The organism is Azospira sp. MPR-E4, from assembly GCF_058809645.1.
Genome location: NZ_JBXAST010000001.1, coordinates 126,291 through 142,421 on the forward strand (window position 1 = coordinate 126,291; position 16,131 = coordinate 142,421).

Consider the following 16,131-nt stretch of genomic DNA (forward strand, 5'->3'; position numbering starts at 1 on the left):
TTCGCCGTCCAGCCGTCCGCTCTTGCCGCTATGCCGGCATCTTTCCGCCTGCCTGACGTTTCTGCTCCTCATCCTGCCGGCCGCGCCGGCCCAGGCCCTGGAGAATGTGACGCTGCAACTGCGCTGGCGCCACCAGTTCCAGTTCGCCGGCTACTACGCCGCCCAGATGCAGGGCTACTACCGGGAGGCGGGCCTGGCGGTGGATATCCGGGAAGCGGAGCCGGGCCAGGATGCGGTGCAGGCGGTGCTGGAGGGCAAGGCCCAGTACGGCGTCGGCACCAGCGACCTGCTGGTGCATTACCACCGGGGGGCGCCGGTGCTGGTGCTGGCGGTGATCTTCCAGCATTCGCCCCTGGCCATCGCCGCCCGCCGGGCCGCCGGCATCCGCAACATCCACGACCTCAACGGCAAGAAGGTGATGATCGAGCCGGGGGCCAACGAACTGCTCGGCTACCTGGGCCGGGAGCGGGTGGATACGGATAGCCTGGCCCTGGAGCCCCACAGCCAGACCGTGCAGGACCTGCTGGACGGCCGGGTGGACGCCCTTTCCATCTACCGCACCGACGAACTCTACGAACTGCGCAAGCAGGGCGAGCGGGTGGTGGTGTTCACGCCCGAATCGAGCGGCCTGGATTTCTACGGCGACAACCTGTTCTCCACCCAGGCCGAACTGCGCCAGCATCCGGAGCGGCTCAAGGCCTTCCGCGCCGCCAGCCTCAAGGGCTGGAGCTATGCCATGGCCCATCCCCAGGAGGTCATCGACTACATCCTCAAGCACTACGGCCGGCGCCACAGCCGGGACCACCTGGCCTTCGAGGCTGAGCAGATGGTGCCCCTGGTGCAGGCCCAGCTGGTGGAGCCGGGCTATTTCCACGTTGGCCGCTGGCGCCACATGGCCGACACCTACGCCGACCTGGGATTGCTGCCCCGGGACCTGTCCCTGGATGACCTGCTCTACGCGGGCGAGGGTGGCAACGCTGGCAGCGGTAGCCAGTCCAGCCTGTGGTTCGCCGCCGGCATGGGGGCCCTGGTCGCCGTCGCCCTGGTGGTGGTGCTGGTGCGCCGCTACATGCGCCGCCTGCGCCGCAGCGCCAGGAACTGCCTGGGACTGATGGAGGAGGCGCCTTTCCCGGTGGCGGTGACCCGTCCCGAAGCCGACGGCGAACTGCTCTACATCAACCGCTGTGCCGAGGAGTACTACGGCGTCTCCCGTCACGACGTCGTCGGCCGGCCGGCCCAGGGCTTCTGGCGCAACCCGGAACAGCGCCAGCAGATGGTGGACGAGCTGCACCGCCGCGGCGGCCGCTGGCTGGGCTTCGAGGTGCAGCTGCAGGGCCTGGAGGGCAAGCCGGTGTGGGTGCTGATGTCGGCTGCCTGCATCGACTTCGAGGGACGGGAGGCCATCGTCCTCTCCTTCCACGACATCACCCAGCGCAAGCGCACCGAGATGGCCCTGGGCCTGAGCGAGCAGCGTTTCCGCACCCTGGCCGAATCGGCCTACGACGTCATCTGGACCATGGACCTCAACGGCCGCTTCACCTACATCAGCCCGTCGGTGGAACGGCTGCGGGGCTACACCCCGGAGGAGGTGCTGCAACAGTCCATGGCCGAGGCCCTGACCCCGGATTCCATGGCCCAGGCGGCGGAGGGCTTCGCCTACCTGCTGCGCACCGGCCAGGTGCTGAAGCACCACTGGGAGCTGGAACAGCCCTGCAAGGACGGCTCCACCGTATGGACCGACGCCATCGTCAATGTGCTGCGGGACGACGAGGGGCACCTCACCGGCCTGCTCGGCATCACCCGGGACATCACCGCCGAGCGCAAACTGCGCCAGGAACTGCAGTCCCGCAGCGTGGCCGTGGATGCGGCGGCGGAGGGAGTCATCATCACCGATGCCAACGGCGTGGTGGAATACGCCAACCCGGCCTTCTGCGACATGACCGGCTACAGCCTGGAGGAGGTCCTGGGCCAGCGCACTTCCCGCTTCAAGAGCGGGGTGCACGATGCGGATTTCTACCGCCAGCTGTGGGGCACCATCACCTCCGGCAACCCCTGGCGAGGCGAGGTGGTGAACCGGCGCAAGGACGGCATGCTCTACCACGAACTGCTCACCATCGCCCCGGTGAAGAACGAGCAGGGCGCCGTGGTGCGCTACGTCGCCATCAAGCACGACATTTCCGAACGCAAGCGCATCGAGCAGCGCCTGGAACACCTGGCCCACTTCGACCTGCTCACCGACCTGCCCAACCGCACCCTGTTCTTCGACCGCCTGCAGCAGGCCTTCTTCCGCGCCCAGCGCTACCAGGAAGGCCTGGCGGTGCTGGTGCTGGACCTGGACGGCTTCAAGGCGGTGAACGACAGCCAGGGTCACCAGGCCGGCGACCTGCTGCTGGCGGCCTTCGCCTACCGCCTGAAACAGACCCTGCGCCAGTCCGACACGGCGGCGCGCATGGGCGGCGACGAATTCACCGTGCTGCTGCACGGGGTGCGCCAGGACGAGGATGCGGTGACCGCCGCCAACAAGGTGCTGGAGGCCCTGGTGCAGCCCTTCGACATCCTGGGCCAGCGCTGCCAGGTCAGCGCCAGCATCGGCGTGGCCCTGTTCCACCAGGCCTACGCCAGCCCCGACATGCTGGTGCAGGCCGCCGACGGCGCCATGTACGAGGCCAAGCGGGCCGGCAAGAACCGCTGGGTGCTGGCCCGGCCGCCCCAGCCGGCCCCGGAATCCTGATCGCCGCCGCCCTGGTGTATCCTCCCGCCCATCATGGCGAAGACGAAAAGCATCTATACCTGCACCGAATGCGGTGCCCAGTCCCCCAAATGGCAGGGCCAGTGTTCCGCCTGCAATGCCTGGAACACCCTGGTGGAAACCGTGGCCGAGGCCGGCGGCAAGGGCGGCGGCCACCGTTTCGAATCCCTGGCCCCCGGCACGCCCAAGCTGCAGGCCCTCTCCGAGATCGAGACCCGGGAGGCGGCGCGCCTGCCCACGGGCCTGTCCGAATTTGACCGGGCCCTGGGCGGCGGCCTGGTGGCCGGCGGCGTGGTGCTCATCGGCGGCGACCCGGGTATCGGCAAGAGCACCCTGCTGCTGCAGGCCCTGGCCGCCCTGGCGCCCCAGCACAAGGTGCTCTACGTCAGCGGCGAAGAGTCGGGGCAGCAGGTGGCCCTGCGGGCCCGGCGCCTGCAGCTGGACGTGGAGCGCCTGCCCCTGCTGGCGGAAATCAACCTGGAACGCATCCTCGGCGTGGTGCAGACGGAAAAGCCCCAGGTGGCGGTGATCGACTCCATCCAGACCCTGTGGTCCGACCAGCTCACCTCGGCTCCCGGCTCCGTGGCCCAGGTGCGCGAATGCGCCGCCCAGCTGACCCGGCTGGCCAAGCAGACCGGCGTCACCGTGATCCTGGTGGGCCACGTGACCAAGGAAGGGGCCCTGGCCGGGCCCCGGGTGCTGGAACACATCGTGGATACGGTGCTGTACTTCGAAGGCGACACCCATTCCTCCTTCCGCCTCATCCGGGCGGTGAAGAACCGCTACGGCGCGGTCAATGAACTGGGCGTCTTCGGCATGACCGACAAGGGTCTCAAGGGCGTCTCCAACCCTTCGGCCCTGTTCCTTTCCCAGCACGGCCAGGAGGTGGCCGGCTCCTGCGTCCTGGTGACCCAGGAAGGCACCCGGCCCCTGCTGGTGGAAATCCAGGCCCTGGTGGATACCACCATGGGCGGCAGCCCGCGGCGCCTTTCCGTCGGTCTGGAGCAGAACCGGCTGGCCATGCTGCTGGCGGTGCTGCACCGCCACGCCGGCATCGGCTGCTTCGACCAGGACGTCTTCGTCAATGCGGTGGGCGGGGTCAAGATCAGCGAACCGGCGGCGGATCTGCCGGTGCTGCTGGCCATCATTTCCTCCCTGAAGAACCGGCCCCTGCCGGAAAAGCTGGTGGTCTTCGGCGAAGTGGGCCTGGCCGGCGAGATCCGCCCGGCGCCCCGGGGCCAGGAACGGCTCAAGGAAGCGGCCAAGCTGGGCTTCACCCGGGCCCTGGTGCCCGAGGCCAACAAGCCGCGCCAGCCCATTCCCGGGCTGGAAGTGGTGGCGGTGAGCCGCATCGAACAGGCGGTGGAGCGGCTGCGGGACTGGGAGTAGAGCGGGCCCAGGGTGCTGCGGTACGGCGCCCGCTGACGCTACAAAGAAAACGGCGGCCAGGGGCCGCCGTTTTGCGTGGGGAGGGCGGCGTGGCCGCCGGGTTCAGGCTGTGGCGCTGGGCGTGGTTGCCGTCGCTGCCGGGGCTTCTTCCTTCGGCTTGCGCAACTGGGCGAGGAAGTCGTCCATGCCCTTCTGCACCAGCTGGTAGGTCTTGTTGATGCCGGCTTCCACCTCGCCGTTGAGAACGTTGAGGCCCTTGAGGATGTCCTTGGCTTCGTTGAAACCCTTCTCAAAGCCGCTGCGGATCACGTCCACGAAGTCGGATGCCACCTGTTCCGGATCGTCGTCGGGCCGCTTGGCGGCATAGGCGGCGTAAAGACCGGTGGTGAAGGAGAGGATGCGGGCGGCGGTGGCCTCCGGGGAGTTGTCCTGGCTGGCGGCCTTCTGCAGCGCGTCGGGGCCCTCGGAAATGCCCAGCACCTCGTTGATGCGGTCGATGGCGGTGCGGAAGAGCAGGGCCTGGGAGTCGTTGCCGGCCTGGATCGAAACCTGCAGGGCGGATTCCAGAATGCCGACCTTGAACTGCTTGGTGGCCGTATCGACCTTCAACGCCCGATGCTCTTCCTGGGGATAAACACGGGAATTGCCGCTGTTGGCGCTGGCAGTCTGCTGGCTGGGCCCCTGGGGGGCGGCGATGTCGTTGGGCATGATAGTCTCCGAAATATATTGGCGGTCGCATTTCTCGCTCTATCTGCCATAACGTCATTTTTTTCAATGACTTGAACGTTTCTTTACCTTTTTTTGTAGATTCAAGCCTGGCGCGGCTCTCCGTGGGGTTGTCCGGTGCCGTTGCGGCTCGTTTCGCCGGAGTTGTCCATGTTTTCACTCGCATTCCGCCTCCTGCGCCGGGATTTCTCGGCCGGTGAATTGCGCCTGCTGGCCCTGGCCCTGGTGGTGGCGGTGGCCAGCATCAGTTCCGTCGGATTTTTCACCGACCGGGTGCGCCAGGCCCTGGAGCGGGAGTCCCGCCAGTTGCTGGGGGCGGACCTGCTGCTGACCTCCGACCATCCCCTGGCCCCGGAATTTGCCGCCGAGGCGGCGCGGCGGGGCCTGCAGATGGCCCAGACCCAGGTTTTCCCGAGCATGGTGACGGGGGAGGAGGGGGCCCAGCTGGCAGATATCAAGGCCGTCTCCAGCGCCTATCCCCTGCGGGGCAAGCTGCGCCTGGCTCCTGGCCTGGGGGCGCCCGACAGCGAGATCCAGGGCGGGCCCCAGGCCGGCACGGTATGGCTGGACGAGCGCCTGGCCACCCAGTTCGGCAGCGGGCCGGGGCAGAGCCTCAACCTGGGCCAGGCCCGCTTCACCGTGGCCGGGGTGCTGACCCTGGAGCCGGACCGGGGCGTCAATTTCTTCAGCGTCGCCCCCCGGCTGATGATGAACCTGGCCGACCTGCCCGCCACCCGGCTGATCCAGCCCGGCAGCCGGGTCGCCTACCGCCTGCTGCTGGCCGGCCCGGACCGGGCGGTGGCCGACTACCGCCGCTGGGCCGAGCCCCGCCTGACCCGGGGCGAGCGGGTGGAGGACGCCAGCAATGCCCGCCCGGAAATCCGCACCGCGGTGGACCGGGCCCAGCAGTTTCTCGGCCTTTCCGCCCTGCTGGCCGTGGTGCTGGCCGCCGCCGGGGTGGCCCTGGCCATCCGCCGCTACCTGCAGCGCCATCTCGATCCCTGCGCCGTCATGCGCTGCCTGGGGGCGCCCCAGGGCCAGGTGCTGGGGCTCTACCTGGGCCAGTTCCTCATTCTCGGCCTGGCCGCTTCGGCAGTGGGGCTGGCCATCGGCTTCGGCGCCCATTTCGTGCTCCACGCCTGGCTGGCCAACCTGCTGGCCGCGCCCCTGCCGGCACCCAGCCTGTGGCCCGCCCTGCAGGGGCTGGTGGCCGGGCTGGTGCTGCTCTTCGGCTTCGCCCTGCCGCCCCTCCTGCAACTGCGCCAGGTGCCCACCCTGCGGGTGCTGCGGCGGGAACTGGGGGAGCCGGACGCCTCCATCCTCGCCACCTACGGCATTGGCCTGGCGGCCCTGGCCGGCCTGCTTTTCTGGGCCGCAGGCGAGCCCAAGCTGGGGGCCTACGCCGCCGGCGGCTTCACCGCCGCCCTGGGCCTCACCGCCCTGATCGCCCGTCTGGCCCTGGCCCTGCTCAAGCCCCTGCGCCGGGTCGGGCCGGCGGTGGGCTTCGGCTGGCGCTACGGCCTGGCCGGTTTGGAGCGGCGTTCCCTGTCCAGCGTGGCCCAGATCGTCGCCCTGTCCCTGGGCCTGATGGCCCTGCTGCTGCTCACCGTCACCCGGGGCGACCTGATGCAGGCCTGGCGCCAGGCCTCGCCGCCGGACGCGCCCAACCGCTTCGTCATCAACATCCAGCCCGAGCAGCGCCAGGAAGTGGGGGAGGCCCTGGGGCGCATGGGCATCCGCGCCGAACTCCTGCCCATGGTGCGGGGCCGCCTCACCGGCATCGACGGCCGCCCCGTGACCCCGGCGGACTATGAAGACGACCGGGCCAAACGCCTGGTGGAGCGGGAATTCAACCTCTCCTGGGCCGCCGACCTGCCTCCCGGCAACAGCATCACCCAGGGCCGCTGGTTCGCCCCCGGCGAACAGGGGAAGGATGGCAAAGGCAGCGCCTCGGTGGAAAAGGGCCTGGCCGAAACCCTGGGCGTGAAAGTGGGGGACGAGCTGACCTTTACCGTGGCCGGCGAGCCGGTGCATCTCACCGTCACCAGCCTGCGCAAGCTCAACTGGGATTCCATGCGGGTCAATTTCTTCGTCCTCGCCCCGCCCGGTGTGCTGGAACCGTACCCGGCCAGCTACATCACCAGCTTCCACCTGCCCGACGACGCCGCCAACCGGGTGGGTGAACTGGTCAAACGCTTCCCCAACCTGACGGTGGTGGATGTGGCGGCCATCGTGCGCCAGCTGCAATCGGTGCTGGATCAGGTATCCCGGGCCGTGCAGTTCGTCTTCCTGTTCACCCTGGCCGCCGGGATCATCGTCCTCTACGGCGCCCTGGCCGCCTCCCACGACGAGCGGCGCTACGAACTCTCGGTGCTGCGCGCCCTGGGCGCCGGCCGCCAGCAACTGCGGGGCGCCCTCCTGGCCGAATTCGCCGCCGTCGGCGCTCTGTCGGGCCTGATCGCCGCCGCCGGCAGCCACGGCGTCGGCTGGCTCCTGGCCGCCAAGGTCTTCAATCTGGAGTACCAGTTCGCACCGTGGGTCTTCCCGGCAGCCATCGTCGGCGCGGCCCTGGCGGTGACCCTGGCCGGCTGGCTGGCCGCCTCCCGCCTGCTGCGGGTGCCACCGATGGAGGCGCTAAGGGCTGGGGGGTGAGGCGGTTTGGGGAGTAGGTTGGGTATGACGTATGATTGTTTGTCAGGAATGTCCGGTTTGTAGGCGGGGAGAATTATGCAAATAAGTAATAAGGAAGTGGAATGCCGCATGGTTGCTGGCTTGTGGTTTGTCCGGTATTCCAGCTTATTGGACGCGTCCCCGTTTTATTGGACGTTTTCGTCTACTACTAGTTAGGTCCCTGTGAACACTTTGCTCGTTTCAAGCGTTGCACCATACGCACCTGGCGATGAATCCGCCGCCGTCACTCTTCGCAGCGACTCAGCAGAGATCGTTGCATTTTGCTGGCCTTGTGATCTTCATGTTGGAGATCAAATCGACAATCATCTGTCCGCCCTAGATGGCGTTGTACGTGCCGCGTATCTTTCTGACTGGCCGGAAGACGAAAAGATCGAGAAGTCGAAACAGAAGCTGGAGAAAGTTGGGCCATATGCGTATCAAGGAACTGGGCGCGTCCTCGATCGGGATGCCGGTTTAATCGAGGTTCTTGGCTTTCGCATTGAGATTGGCGAAATCCCTTGTGAAGGCCCCGTGGAGTTCAAATTCTTACGTCTCGATGTCTGAAACCGGGGCCTAACCCATCGGTCGAGAGGGACCGCCGAGAAGCGGCGCTTCTCGGTTCCCTTCGCGGCTTCGCCGCTTCGGCGGCCCCTCACCTCGAATGTTAGGCCACCACGCCCCAGTGAATTTTATAGCCCAACCCAAAGGAGATTAATTTTGGCAACTACCATGTATTTCGAAGAAACCATACTCGATCAAGGCGGCGAAACTTCGCTAGACATTGAGTTCGGGCGTTCTTCTTTCTATCCCGAAGACAGCATTTACCTAACAGTAGATGGCAAGAGCGTAATCATGGATCGCGTGACTGCAAAGCGTTTTGTAGATGCTGTTATTTCGGTCGGTCACTATCACGGATTTGTGGACTGAGCAGCTCGAAACAAGTCTGCGATTCCGCGTCTGGCACACAACCTATCTGTATCACTACAAAAGGGGGGATATGAATTTTCAAGTAGGTGAAGTGGTTCAATTGAACAGTGGGGGGCCTGCAATGACGGTTTCCTTTATCGGAGAAAAGGAATTTCCTCACGGGCAGAAGGTGCCGGTTGTGCAATGCACATGGTTCGAAGGAAAGAAGCTCAATAAAGAAACGTTTGCGCCAGAAATACTGCGCAAAGTTGAAAAATCGGCCTAACACTTGCGGTCAAGGCCGCTCCCTTCGGCCGCTGGACGCTGCGCGATAAAGCGCCGCACAGCGCCCCTTACCTACAACGTTAGGCGTCTCGATGAAAGACACTGACATGCATCCCTATGATGGGGTTGATCACCGCTACAACAGTTCCGATGCTGATAGAGAAAAGGCGACCCGCATCATCAAGAACGTCTTGGGCTTTAATCCAGAGCCTAATGGGCTCGACTACTCACTGAATTTCTATAGCGGGGGCATTGGCGTCGATGACAGGCTTGCTATCCGCTGCAAGTTCACTCCATCTGATTGGTCATTGGTTATTGGCAAGCTGAATTTGAAGCCGCCGAAGGAAGTGCTTTCAAATCCAGAGTGGGGTGAAGACTTCGCGTGGCTTGTGAGTGATGATGAAACACCGAGCGATATAAATGGTGACAGTTGCAACTTTGTTAACGCCAAGAAAAAGGCGTTTCAAGACACCATATCGTTAGAGCACACGCTTCTCTTCACTGATGAAAGCAACGTAAATACTTGGTGTGTCGTCTGGGTCGTTAACGGCAATCTTAACTACCTCAGCTTCGATCAAGGATAGAAGAGCATGCCGTATACGCCTAACAATTCCGTCGAGAGGTACCGCCTGCAAGCTGCGCTTGCAGGTTCCCTTCGCGGCGTTGCCGCTACGGCGGCCCCTCATGTCAAACGTTAGGCGGAAGCAATGTCTAGCCCAATCGAAGCGCAAACCGACATACTTTCCGAAATATCTGCGTTCCTGTACGCAAGCGCACCCGGAGACTTCGAGGAGGTAAATTGCATTCTCGACTACTTTGTCGAAGAAGATGGCAGCTGGTCTGTTGATTCTGAGTTTTCGTACATGCTGAGCGGAGTGAAGGTCGGAGCGTATTTGAACGACCCAAATTACAGAGTTCCAGCTCTCGTTGCCGAGCTCCACAAGGCTATGCGAGCGCATACGGGCGGAGCGTGGAAGTCATTATCGCTATCCCTGAAGAATGGCGGCTCTGCGAATGCCGTATTTCGCTATGACTAGTTTCCAAAATGGCGCCGCGCCTAACAAGTCCGTCAACGGGACGCCAAACTACTGCACAGTTTGGTTCCCTTCGCTGCGCTCATGCGCCCGTTACGTTCAACGTTAGGTGTATTTATGAAGAAACTACTTCCCTTGCTGTTCATCTGTCTTGGAGCAACTACTGTGCACGCTGGCACCGGCCTCGATTTCTCTGATGTAACTAACCGAGAAAAAGCAGAAGCGCTGTACGCGCAGGGGAAACTCGAAAAAATATTGCTTTTTCCAAGCGAGTTTGGAGGGAAAGACATGCCGAAAAACTCGGTATTTGTTCCTCCTGGCATTTCCGAAATCAAGAACCGTCTTACCGGCACTCTTGTTCGTTTTGTAAGTGAGGGGCAAATCAACAAACTCACAGTCGAACCAGAGTACAAGGGTGACAGCTTTATTCCGTCACGCATCAAAATGCGCGCATGGCATACAGACAAAAAAGGGGAATTCACCCCTTCTATCGAAGTTTGGTAGCAGCCTTGAGCACACCTCACACCTAACATCACATTCAAAAACGCTCCCTGCGGTCGCTCGGACGCGCCGCAAGCGGCGCGCCGTTTAATTCAACGTTAGCCATCACAGCAGACTCCCGCAGCCATGAAAACGCCACTATCCATCGCACTTGCTGTATCCGCAACGTTTGGAACGCACGTCGCGTATGCGCAGCAATCGTTTCAACTCTCGTCCAAGTTTCTTGAGGCAAGGTTTTCTGCCGACCAGAAAGTGTGGGATGGGCAGCATCGCTTCGGAAATGTTCTCTGTCTCAAATTCCCGCGGGCGACTGATGCAGAGGCATTGGCTGAGGCAATGTATAACAACAACACGCTTTACTTCAGCCGCGCAGCGTACAGGGACTTGACGGCACTCTATGTGGTGGCGTCAACCGTTCCCGCAGGCCGTACTGTCGAAGTTGAAATTGGAAATTTGGCCGCCCGGAATCAGAAGAGCGTAGAGGCTTACCCCAACTATTTCAAGCAAACTCAGGTCACAGGTTTGCTTGGCCCTTCTCTTGTGTTAACGGTGCGTAACATGAAAGAAGGGCAAAAAGAATCGCCGTTCCCATTTGCCCGCTCTATCGCAATCCGTCCAGACGGGCTGCTTACCTCTCTCTCTATTCATCGTCTTTTTGTTCATGGACGGGATCGGATCGAGGTCGTAGGACTTCGCTACTTTAAGGAGCCTCTTGGCCCGGATTCTGAAGCCGAAGCTGAGTCAGTTTTGTCTGCGTTCGTCGAGGACGCGGCTAACTCATTGCAGTCCTGCACGGCAAATCTGCCACCGCGAGAGCAGTAGATATGCGATGGCTAACCCGCCGCTCCAGAGGAATGCTTCGCCGGCAAGCCGGCTTCGCGCCCCTGAGCTAGCAAGTTAGGCCCTTTCTCCAGTCTCCCACCCCCTCAGTGGTACAATCCCGCCCCTTGATCAGCCGGTCGGGGGCGTTTTCGCTTGCCGCCGGCCTTGCGCAGTTACCTTGATTCCCCTGAAAGTTTTTCCATGAGCGCAGAACTCCAGGCCATTGCCGCGGAAGCCCAGCGGCGGCGGACCTTTGCCATCATTTCGCACCCGGATGCGGGTAAGACGACCCTGACCGAAAAGCTGCTGCTGTTCGGCGGCGCCATTCAGGCTGCCGGTACGGTGAAGGCCCGCAAGAGCGGTCGCCATGCCACTTCCGACTGGATGGAGATCGAGAAACAGCGGGGCATTTCCGTGGCCAGCTCGGTGATGCAGTTCGACTATCGGGACTGCGTCATCAACCTGCTCGATACCCCGGGCCACCAGGACTTCTCGGAAGACACCTACCGGGTGCTTTCCGCCGTGGACTCGGCCCTCATGGTAATCGACGGGGCCAAGGGCGTGGAGCCCCAGACCATCAAGCTGCTGGATGTGTGCCGCATGCGCGACACGCCCATTCTCACCTTCATCAACAAGCTGGACCGGGAAGTGCGCGACCCCTTCGAGCTGCTGGATGAGGTGGAATCGGTGCTGAAGATCCAGTGCGCGCCGGTGACCTGGCCCATCGGCATGGGCAAGACCTTCCGCGGCGTGTATCACCTGGCCAGCGATTCCGTGGCCCTGTTCACCCCGGGCGAAGGCAAGGATGCGGAAGTGGTGAAGGGCCTGGATCATCCGTCCCTGGCCGGTTTCTCCATGGAAATCGCCAAGCTCAAGGAAGACCTGGAGCTGCTGGCTGCCGCCCACCAGTTCGAGGCCGAGCCTTTCCTCTCCGGCAAGCTGACGCCGGTGTTCTTCGGTTCCGCCATCAACAACTTCGGCGTGCGGGAAATCCTCGATGCCCTGGTGGCCAACGCGCCGCCGCCCAAGACCCGGGAATCCGCCGAGCGGGCCGTGGCGCCGGAAGAGGGCAAGTTCTCCGGCTTCATCTTCAAGATCCAGGCCAATATGGACCCGGCCCACCGGGACCGGGTGGCTTTCCTGCGCGTCTGTTCCGGCCGTTTCGAGCGGGGCATGAAGCTGTGGCAGGTGCGTACCGGCAAGGAAATCCGGGCGACCCAGGTGGTGGCCTTCCTTTCACAGCGCCGCGCCACCATTGACGATGCCTACCCGGGCGACATCATCGGCATGTTCAACCACGGCAGCATCGAAATCGGCGATTCCTTCACCGAGGGCGAGAACCTGCACTTCACCGGCATTCCTTACTTTGCGCCGGAAATGTTCCGCGCCGCCCGGCCGAAGAACCCCTCCAAGATCAAGCAGTTCCAGAAGGGTCTGGAGCAGCTGGGGGAGGAGGGCGCCATCCAGGTGTTCAAGCCCCTTTCCGGCTACGAAGTGGTGCTGGGGGCCGTGGGCGTGCTGCAGTTCGAGGTGGTGGCCCACCGTCTGGCGGCCGAGTACGGGGTGGAAATCCTGCTGGAGAACAAGTCCCTCTTCGGCGCCCGCTGGGTGACCTGCGACAAGGCCGAGGACTTCAACCGCTTCGAGCGGGAGAACATGGGCAACCTGGCCACGGATGCCTCCGGCAGCCTGGCCTATCTGGCGCCGACCCGGGTCAATCTGGATCTGACCCAGGAGCGCTACCCCAGCGTGCAGTTCCACGCCACCCGGGAACACACGGTGACCCTGGGCAACCGGGGCTAAACGGGGGCGGGCGGAACGCCAATCCCCGCGGGGGCTTCGGGTCGGCCCGAAGCCCCGTCCTGCTTGGTTCGCCGCGGCCTGCGGCGTACAATCCCCGCTTCAAACTCCCTATTTTTCAAGGAACTCCGGATGCCCTTGCGGCGCTCCACCTATCTGCTGGCGACGCTGGTCGGGCTGCTCTGGTTGGGGCTGGTCGTATGGATTTCCATGGACGTGCTGCAATCACGGGAAATGGCCATGGATGCGGCCCGGCGCCAGGGCGAGGCCCTCGCCCGGGTGCTGGAGAGCAGCCTGCAGGGCTCCATCCAGAAGGTGGACCTGCGCCTGCAGGAGTTCGTCCGCCGCCATCAATATGCGGTGGCGGCAGGACGCCCCCGGGAGGAGCTGGAGCCGGAACTGAACCGCTCCCTCGGCATGTTCCCCGAGGCCCTCAGTTTCCGCGTCGCCGACACCCAGGGGCGCTACATCTACGACGCTTCCGGCGTCCTGGCCAGCAACGTCAATATCGCCGACCGGGATTATTTCCGCCTGCTCCAGGACCAGCCCGGTGCCGGCCTGGTGGTGTCGGGGCCGATGCAGTCCCGGGTCACCGGCGACTGGGTGCTGGTGGCGGCCCGCCGCCTGCAGGATGAAGGGGGTACCTTCCAGGGCGTGGTGCTGGCCTCCCTGCGGGTGAAGTATTTCGAATCCCTGTTCGGCACCCTCAACCTGGGCCCCCGGGACACCATCGCCCTGTGGACCCGGGACATGCGCCTGATGGCCCGCTGGCCCCACCTGGAAGCGCGCATGGGGCAGCCGGTGGCGAACAGCCCGACCCAGGATTTCCTGCAACGGGGTGAGACCAGCGGCTCCTTCATCCGCACCGGCGAGCTGGACGGCATGGACCGCCTGTTCGTCTTCCGCGCCCTGCCGGAGCACGATTTCCTCGTCACCGTCGGCTATGCCATCGACGACGTCCTCGCTTCCTGGCGGCATCGGGCCCTGATCTATGCCTGCCTCGGCCTGGTGCTGACCGTGGCCCTGGCCTTCACCGTGCTGGTCTGGCACCGGCGCTTCTCGGCGGCCACGGCCCTGGCCCAGCGCATGAGCCGGGCGGCCGAGGAGAAGAACCGGGAAAGCCTGGCCCTGCTCGACGCCATTCCCGATCCGGCCTGGCTGCTGGATACACAAGGCACCTATCTGTCGGTGAACGAGGCCTTCTGCCGCTATGCCGGCCGCCCCATGGAAGAGGTCATCGGCCACAGGGTGGAAGACCTGTTCTCGGAGGAGGAAACCCGCCGCATGACGGAAGGGCGCCTGCGGGTGATCGAGGCCCGCAGCCCCCTGCGGGAAGAGGTGTGGCTGGACCTGCCCCGGGGCCGGGTGCCCTTCGAGTTCCTGCGGGCGCCGGTGTTCGACGCCGCCGGCCAGGTGCGGGCCCTGGCGGGTGTCGCCTGGGACATTTCCTCCCGCTACGAGGCGGAGGAGCGGCGCCGCCTCATCACCCACGTTTTCGACCACAGCATCGAGGCCATCCTGATCCTGGATGCCAGCGGCCATATCGTCACCTTCAACAACGCCTTTGCCGAGCTGTCCGGCTATACGGTGGAGGAGAGCGCCGGCCAGCTACCGGATTTCCTCGCCTCGCCCTGCAACGAACCCGACTTCCGCGCCCAGATCCGCGCCACCCTGGACCGGGGCGAGAACTGGCTGGGCGAGGCCATCGCCCGGCGCAAGGACGGCAGCGACTGCCCGGTGTGGTGCAACATCGGCGCCATCGTCAATGAGCAGGGCGCCATCGTGAACAAGGTGGCCTTCGTCACCGACCTGTCGGAAAAGAAGGCGGCCCAGGCCCAGATCGAAACCCTCTCAAACGTGGATCAGCTGACCACCCTGCCCAACCGGCAGTGGTTCTCCCGCATCCTCGGCGAGTGGCTGCAGGAGGGCTGCCAGGGCGCCCTGGTGCTGCTGGACCTGGACCAGCTGAGCCGGGTGAACGACGCCTTCGGCCACGCCGCCGGCGACGAGCTGCTGCGCCGGGTGGGCGAGCGGCTGCGCAAGGGCCTGCGGCCCCACGACATCCTGGGGCGCCTGGGGGGCGACCAGTTCGGCATCCTCATCGACGGCCGCGACGACAGCCGTTCCGTGGCCACCGTGGTGCGCCATCTGCTGGACATCCTGGCCCATCCGATCCAGATGCAGGGCAGCGACGTGGTGACCACCGCCTGCGCCGGCATCACCCTGTTCCCCCAGGACGGCAACGATGTGGCCCTGCTGCTGCGCAACGTGGATACGGCCATGCACCACGCCAAGAACAGCAACCTCAATTCCTACCACTTCTTCGCGCCGGAAATGAACCAGCGGGTGGTGGAGCGCCTGCGCCTGGAAAGCGAACTGCGCCTGGCCCTGCAGCTGGACCAGCTGGAACTGCACTACCAGCCCCAGGTGGAGATCGGCAGCGGCCAGATCAACGGCTTCGAGGCCCTGCTGCGCTGGAATCATCCGGAACTGGGCATGGTCTCGCCGGCGGACTTCATTCCCCTGGCGGAGGAAACCCGGCTGATCCTGCCCATCGGCGCCTGGGTCCTGAAGGAGGCCTGCCGGCAGAACCGCCAGTGGCAGGACCAGGGCCTGCCGCCCATGGTGGTGGCGGTCAACCTTTCCGCCCTGCAGTTCCAGGAAAACGACCTGGTGGCCATGGTTTCCGCCGCCCTCATGACCTCCGGCCTGGCGCCCCGCTGGCTGGAGCTGGAGATCACCGAGAGCGTCATCATGCAGGAGCCGGAACGCATGGTGGGCATCCTGGAAGAGCTGAAGTGCCTGGGCGTGCGGCTTTCCATCGACGACTTCGGCACCGGCTATTCCAGCCTGTCCTATCTCAAGCGTTTCCCCATCGACAAGATCAAGATCGACCGCTCCTTCATCCGCGATGTGGTGAGCAGCCAGGGCGACGCGGCCATCGTGCGCATGGTCATCGCCATGGCCGGGGAACTTGAACGCAAGGTCATTGCCGAAGGCGTGGAAACCAACGAGCAGCTCGACTTCCTGCGGCTGCACCAGTGTCACGAATTCCAGGGCTTCCTCTGCAGCCGACCGGTGCCGGCGCTCCAGGTGCCCGAGTTGCTGGCTGCCGGAGCCGAAGCAATCTGATGTTCCGGGGAGCCCTGGCGGCGCCCCGGCCCCTTTCATTTGCCGTTGCCCGCGGGCGGCGGCGGGCCTTGGCCCTCATTAGCCCCTCTCGTCGCCACCATGGAATCGCCTAAGCCT

The 16,131-nt window shown here is 64.3% G+C and carries 12 protein-coding genes; 11 read left to right on the forward strand and 1 reads right to left on the reverse strand.

Going from position 1 to position 16,131, the window contains the following annotated elements; all coding sequences use genetic code 11:
- The first annotated feature begins 106 nt into the window (after positions 1-106).
- On the forward strand, positions 107-2,731 hold the full coding sequence (locus tag AC1RTA_RS00620; RefSeq protein WP_492783705.1) for a PAS domain S-box protein: 2,625 nt from the start codon (positions 107-109) through the stop codon (positions 2,729-2,731).
- 33 nt (positions 2,732-2,764) lie between these two features.
- Positions 2,765-4,138: a DNA repair protein RadA gene (gene radA, locus AC1RTA_RS00625; RefSeq protein WP_492783706.1), complete on the forward strand. Its 1,374-nt coding sequence runs from the start codon at positions 2,765-2,767 to the stop codon at positions 4,136-4,138.
- Between the two features lie 102 nt (positions 4,139-4,240).
- Here the strand turns inward: radA and AC1RTA_RS00630 are convergent, their stop codons facing one another.
- Positions 4,241-4,846, reverse strand: coding sequence for a DUF5610 domain-containing protein (locus AC1RTA_RS00630; protein ID WP_205230016.1), 606 nt, complete (start codon positions 4,844-4,846; stop codon positions 4,241-4,243).
- Positions 4,847-5,014: 168 nt separating this feature from the next.
- On the opposite strand from AC1RTA_RS00630, the gene AC1RTA_RS00635 reads away from it, so the two are divergent.
- The 9 genes from AC1RTA_RS00635 to AC1RTA_RS00675 all read left to right on the forward strand — a co-directional run bounded on the left by AC1RTA_RS00635 (position 5,015) and on the right by AC1RTA_RS00675 (position 16,014).
- Entirely contained in the window at positions 5,015-7,516 is a 2,502-nt protein-coding gene (locus AC1RTA_RS00635; RefSeq protein ID WP_492783707.1) for an ABC transporter permease, read from the forward strand.
- Between the two features lie 201 nt (positions 7,517-7,717).
- Positions 7,718-8,098: a hypothetical protein gene (locus AC1RTA_RS00640; protein WP_492783708.1), complete on the forward strand. Its 381-nt coding sequence runs from the start codon at positions 7,718-7,720 to the stop codon at positions 8,096-8,098.
- Positions 8,099-8,263: 165 nt separating this feature from the next.
- Positions 8,264-8,461 (forward strand): hypothetical protein, encoded by a 198-nt coding sequence (locus AC1RTA_RS00645; protein WP_492783709.1) that lies wholly within the window; start codon positions 8,264-8,266, stop codon positions 8,459-8,461.
- Positions 8,462-8,531: 70 nt separating this feature from the next.
- Positions 8,532-8,726 carry a YodC family protein gene (locus AC1RTA_RS00650; RefSeq protein WP_492783710.1) on the forward strand — a complete coding sequence of 65 codons (195 nt, stop codon included), beginning with the start codon at positions 8,532-8,534 and terminating at the stop codon, positions 8,724-8,726.
- Between the two features lie 91 nt (positions 8,727-8,817).
- Positions 8,818-9,309 (forward strand): hypothetical protein, encoded by a 492-nt coding sequence (locus AC1RTA_RS00655; RefSeq protein ID WP_492783711.1) that lies wholly within the window; start codon positions 8,818-8,820, stop codon positions 9,307-9,309.
- Between the two features lie 567 nt (positions 9,310-9,876).
- The gene (locus AC1RTA_RS00660; RefSeq protein WP_492783712.1) at positions 9,877-10,263 is read left to right on the forward strand and encodes a hypothetical protein; all 387 of its coding nucleotides are present in this window, start codon (positions 9,877-9,879) and stop codon (positions 10,261-10,263) included.
- A gap of 123 nt (positions 10,264-10,386) precedes the next feature.
- Positions 10,387-11,082, forward strand: a complete 696-nt coding sequence (locus AC1RTA_RS00665; protein WP_492783713.1) for a hypothetical protein — start codon at positions 10,387-10,389, stop codon at positions 11,080-11,082.
- 201 nt (positions 11,083-11,283) lie between these two features.
- On the forward strand, positions 11,284-12,885 hold the full coding sequence (locus AC1RTA_RS00670; RefSeq protein ID WP_014237472.1) for a peptide chain release factor 3: 1,602 nt from the start codon (positions 11,284-11,286) through the stop codon (positions 12,883-12,885).
- 129 nt (positions 12,886-13,014) lie between these two features.
- Positions 13,015-16,014: a bifunctional diguanylate cyclase/phosphodiesterase gene (locus tag AC1RTA_RS00675; RefSeq protein ID WP_492783714.1), complete on the forward strand. Its 3,000-nt coding sequence runs from the start codon at positions 13,015-13,017 to the stop codon at positions 16,012-16,014.
- Positions 16,015-16,131: the final 117 nt, after the last annotated feature.

What these genes read in the sequence shown, in the direction of transcription:
- radA (WP_492783706.1), top strand. Translation starts at nt 2,765, where the DNA reads ATGGCGAAGACGAAAAGCATCTATACCTGCACCGAATGCGGTGCCCAG.
- AC1RTA_RS00630 (WP_205230016.1), bottom strand. Translation starts at nt 4,846, where the DNA reads ATGCCCAACGACATCGCCGCCCCCCAGGGGCCCAGCCAGCAGACTGCC.
- AC1RTA_RS00635 (WP_492783707.1), top strand. Translation starts at nt 5,015, where the DNA reads ATGTTTTCACTCGCATTCCGCCTCCTGCGCCGGGATTTCTCGGCCGGT.
- AC1RTA_RS00645 (WP_492783709.1), top strand. Translation starts at nt 8,264, where the DNA reads ATGTATTTCGAAGAAACCATACTCGATCAAGGCGGCGAAACTTCGCTA.
- AC1RTA_RS00650 (WP_492783710.1), top strand. Translation starts at nt 8,532, where the DNA reads ATGAATTTTCAAGTAGGTGAAGTGGTTCAATTGAACAGTGGGGGGCCT.
- AC1RTA_RS00655 (WP_492783711.1), top strand. Translation starts at nt 8,818, where the DNA reads ATGAAAGACACTGACATGCATCCCTATGATGGGGTTGATCACCGCTAC.
- AC1RTA_RS00660 (WP_492783712.1), top strand. Translation starts at nt 9,877, where the DNA reads ATGAAGAAACTACTTCCCTTGCTGTTCATCTGTCTTGGAGCAACTACT.
- AC1RTA_RS00665 (WP_492783713.1), top strand. Translation starts at nt 10,387, where the DNA reads ATGAAAACGCCACTATCCATCGCACTTGCTGTATCCGCAACGTTTGGA.
- AC1RTA_RS00670 (WP_014237472.1), top strand. Translation starts at nt 11,284, where the DNA reads ATGAGCGCAGAACTCCAGGCCATTGCCGCGGAAGCCCAGCGGCGGCGG.
- AC1RTA_RS00675 (WP_492783714.1), top strand. Translation starts at nt 13,015, where the DNA reads ATGCCCTTGCGGCGCTCCACCTATCTGCTGGCGACGCTGGTCGGGCTG.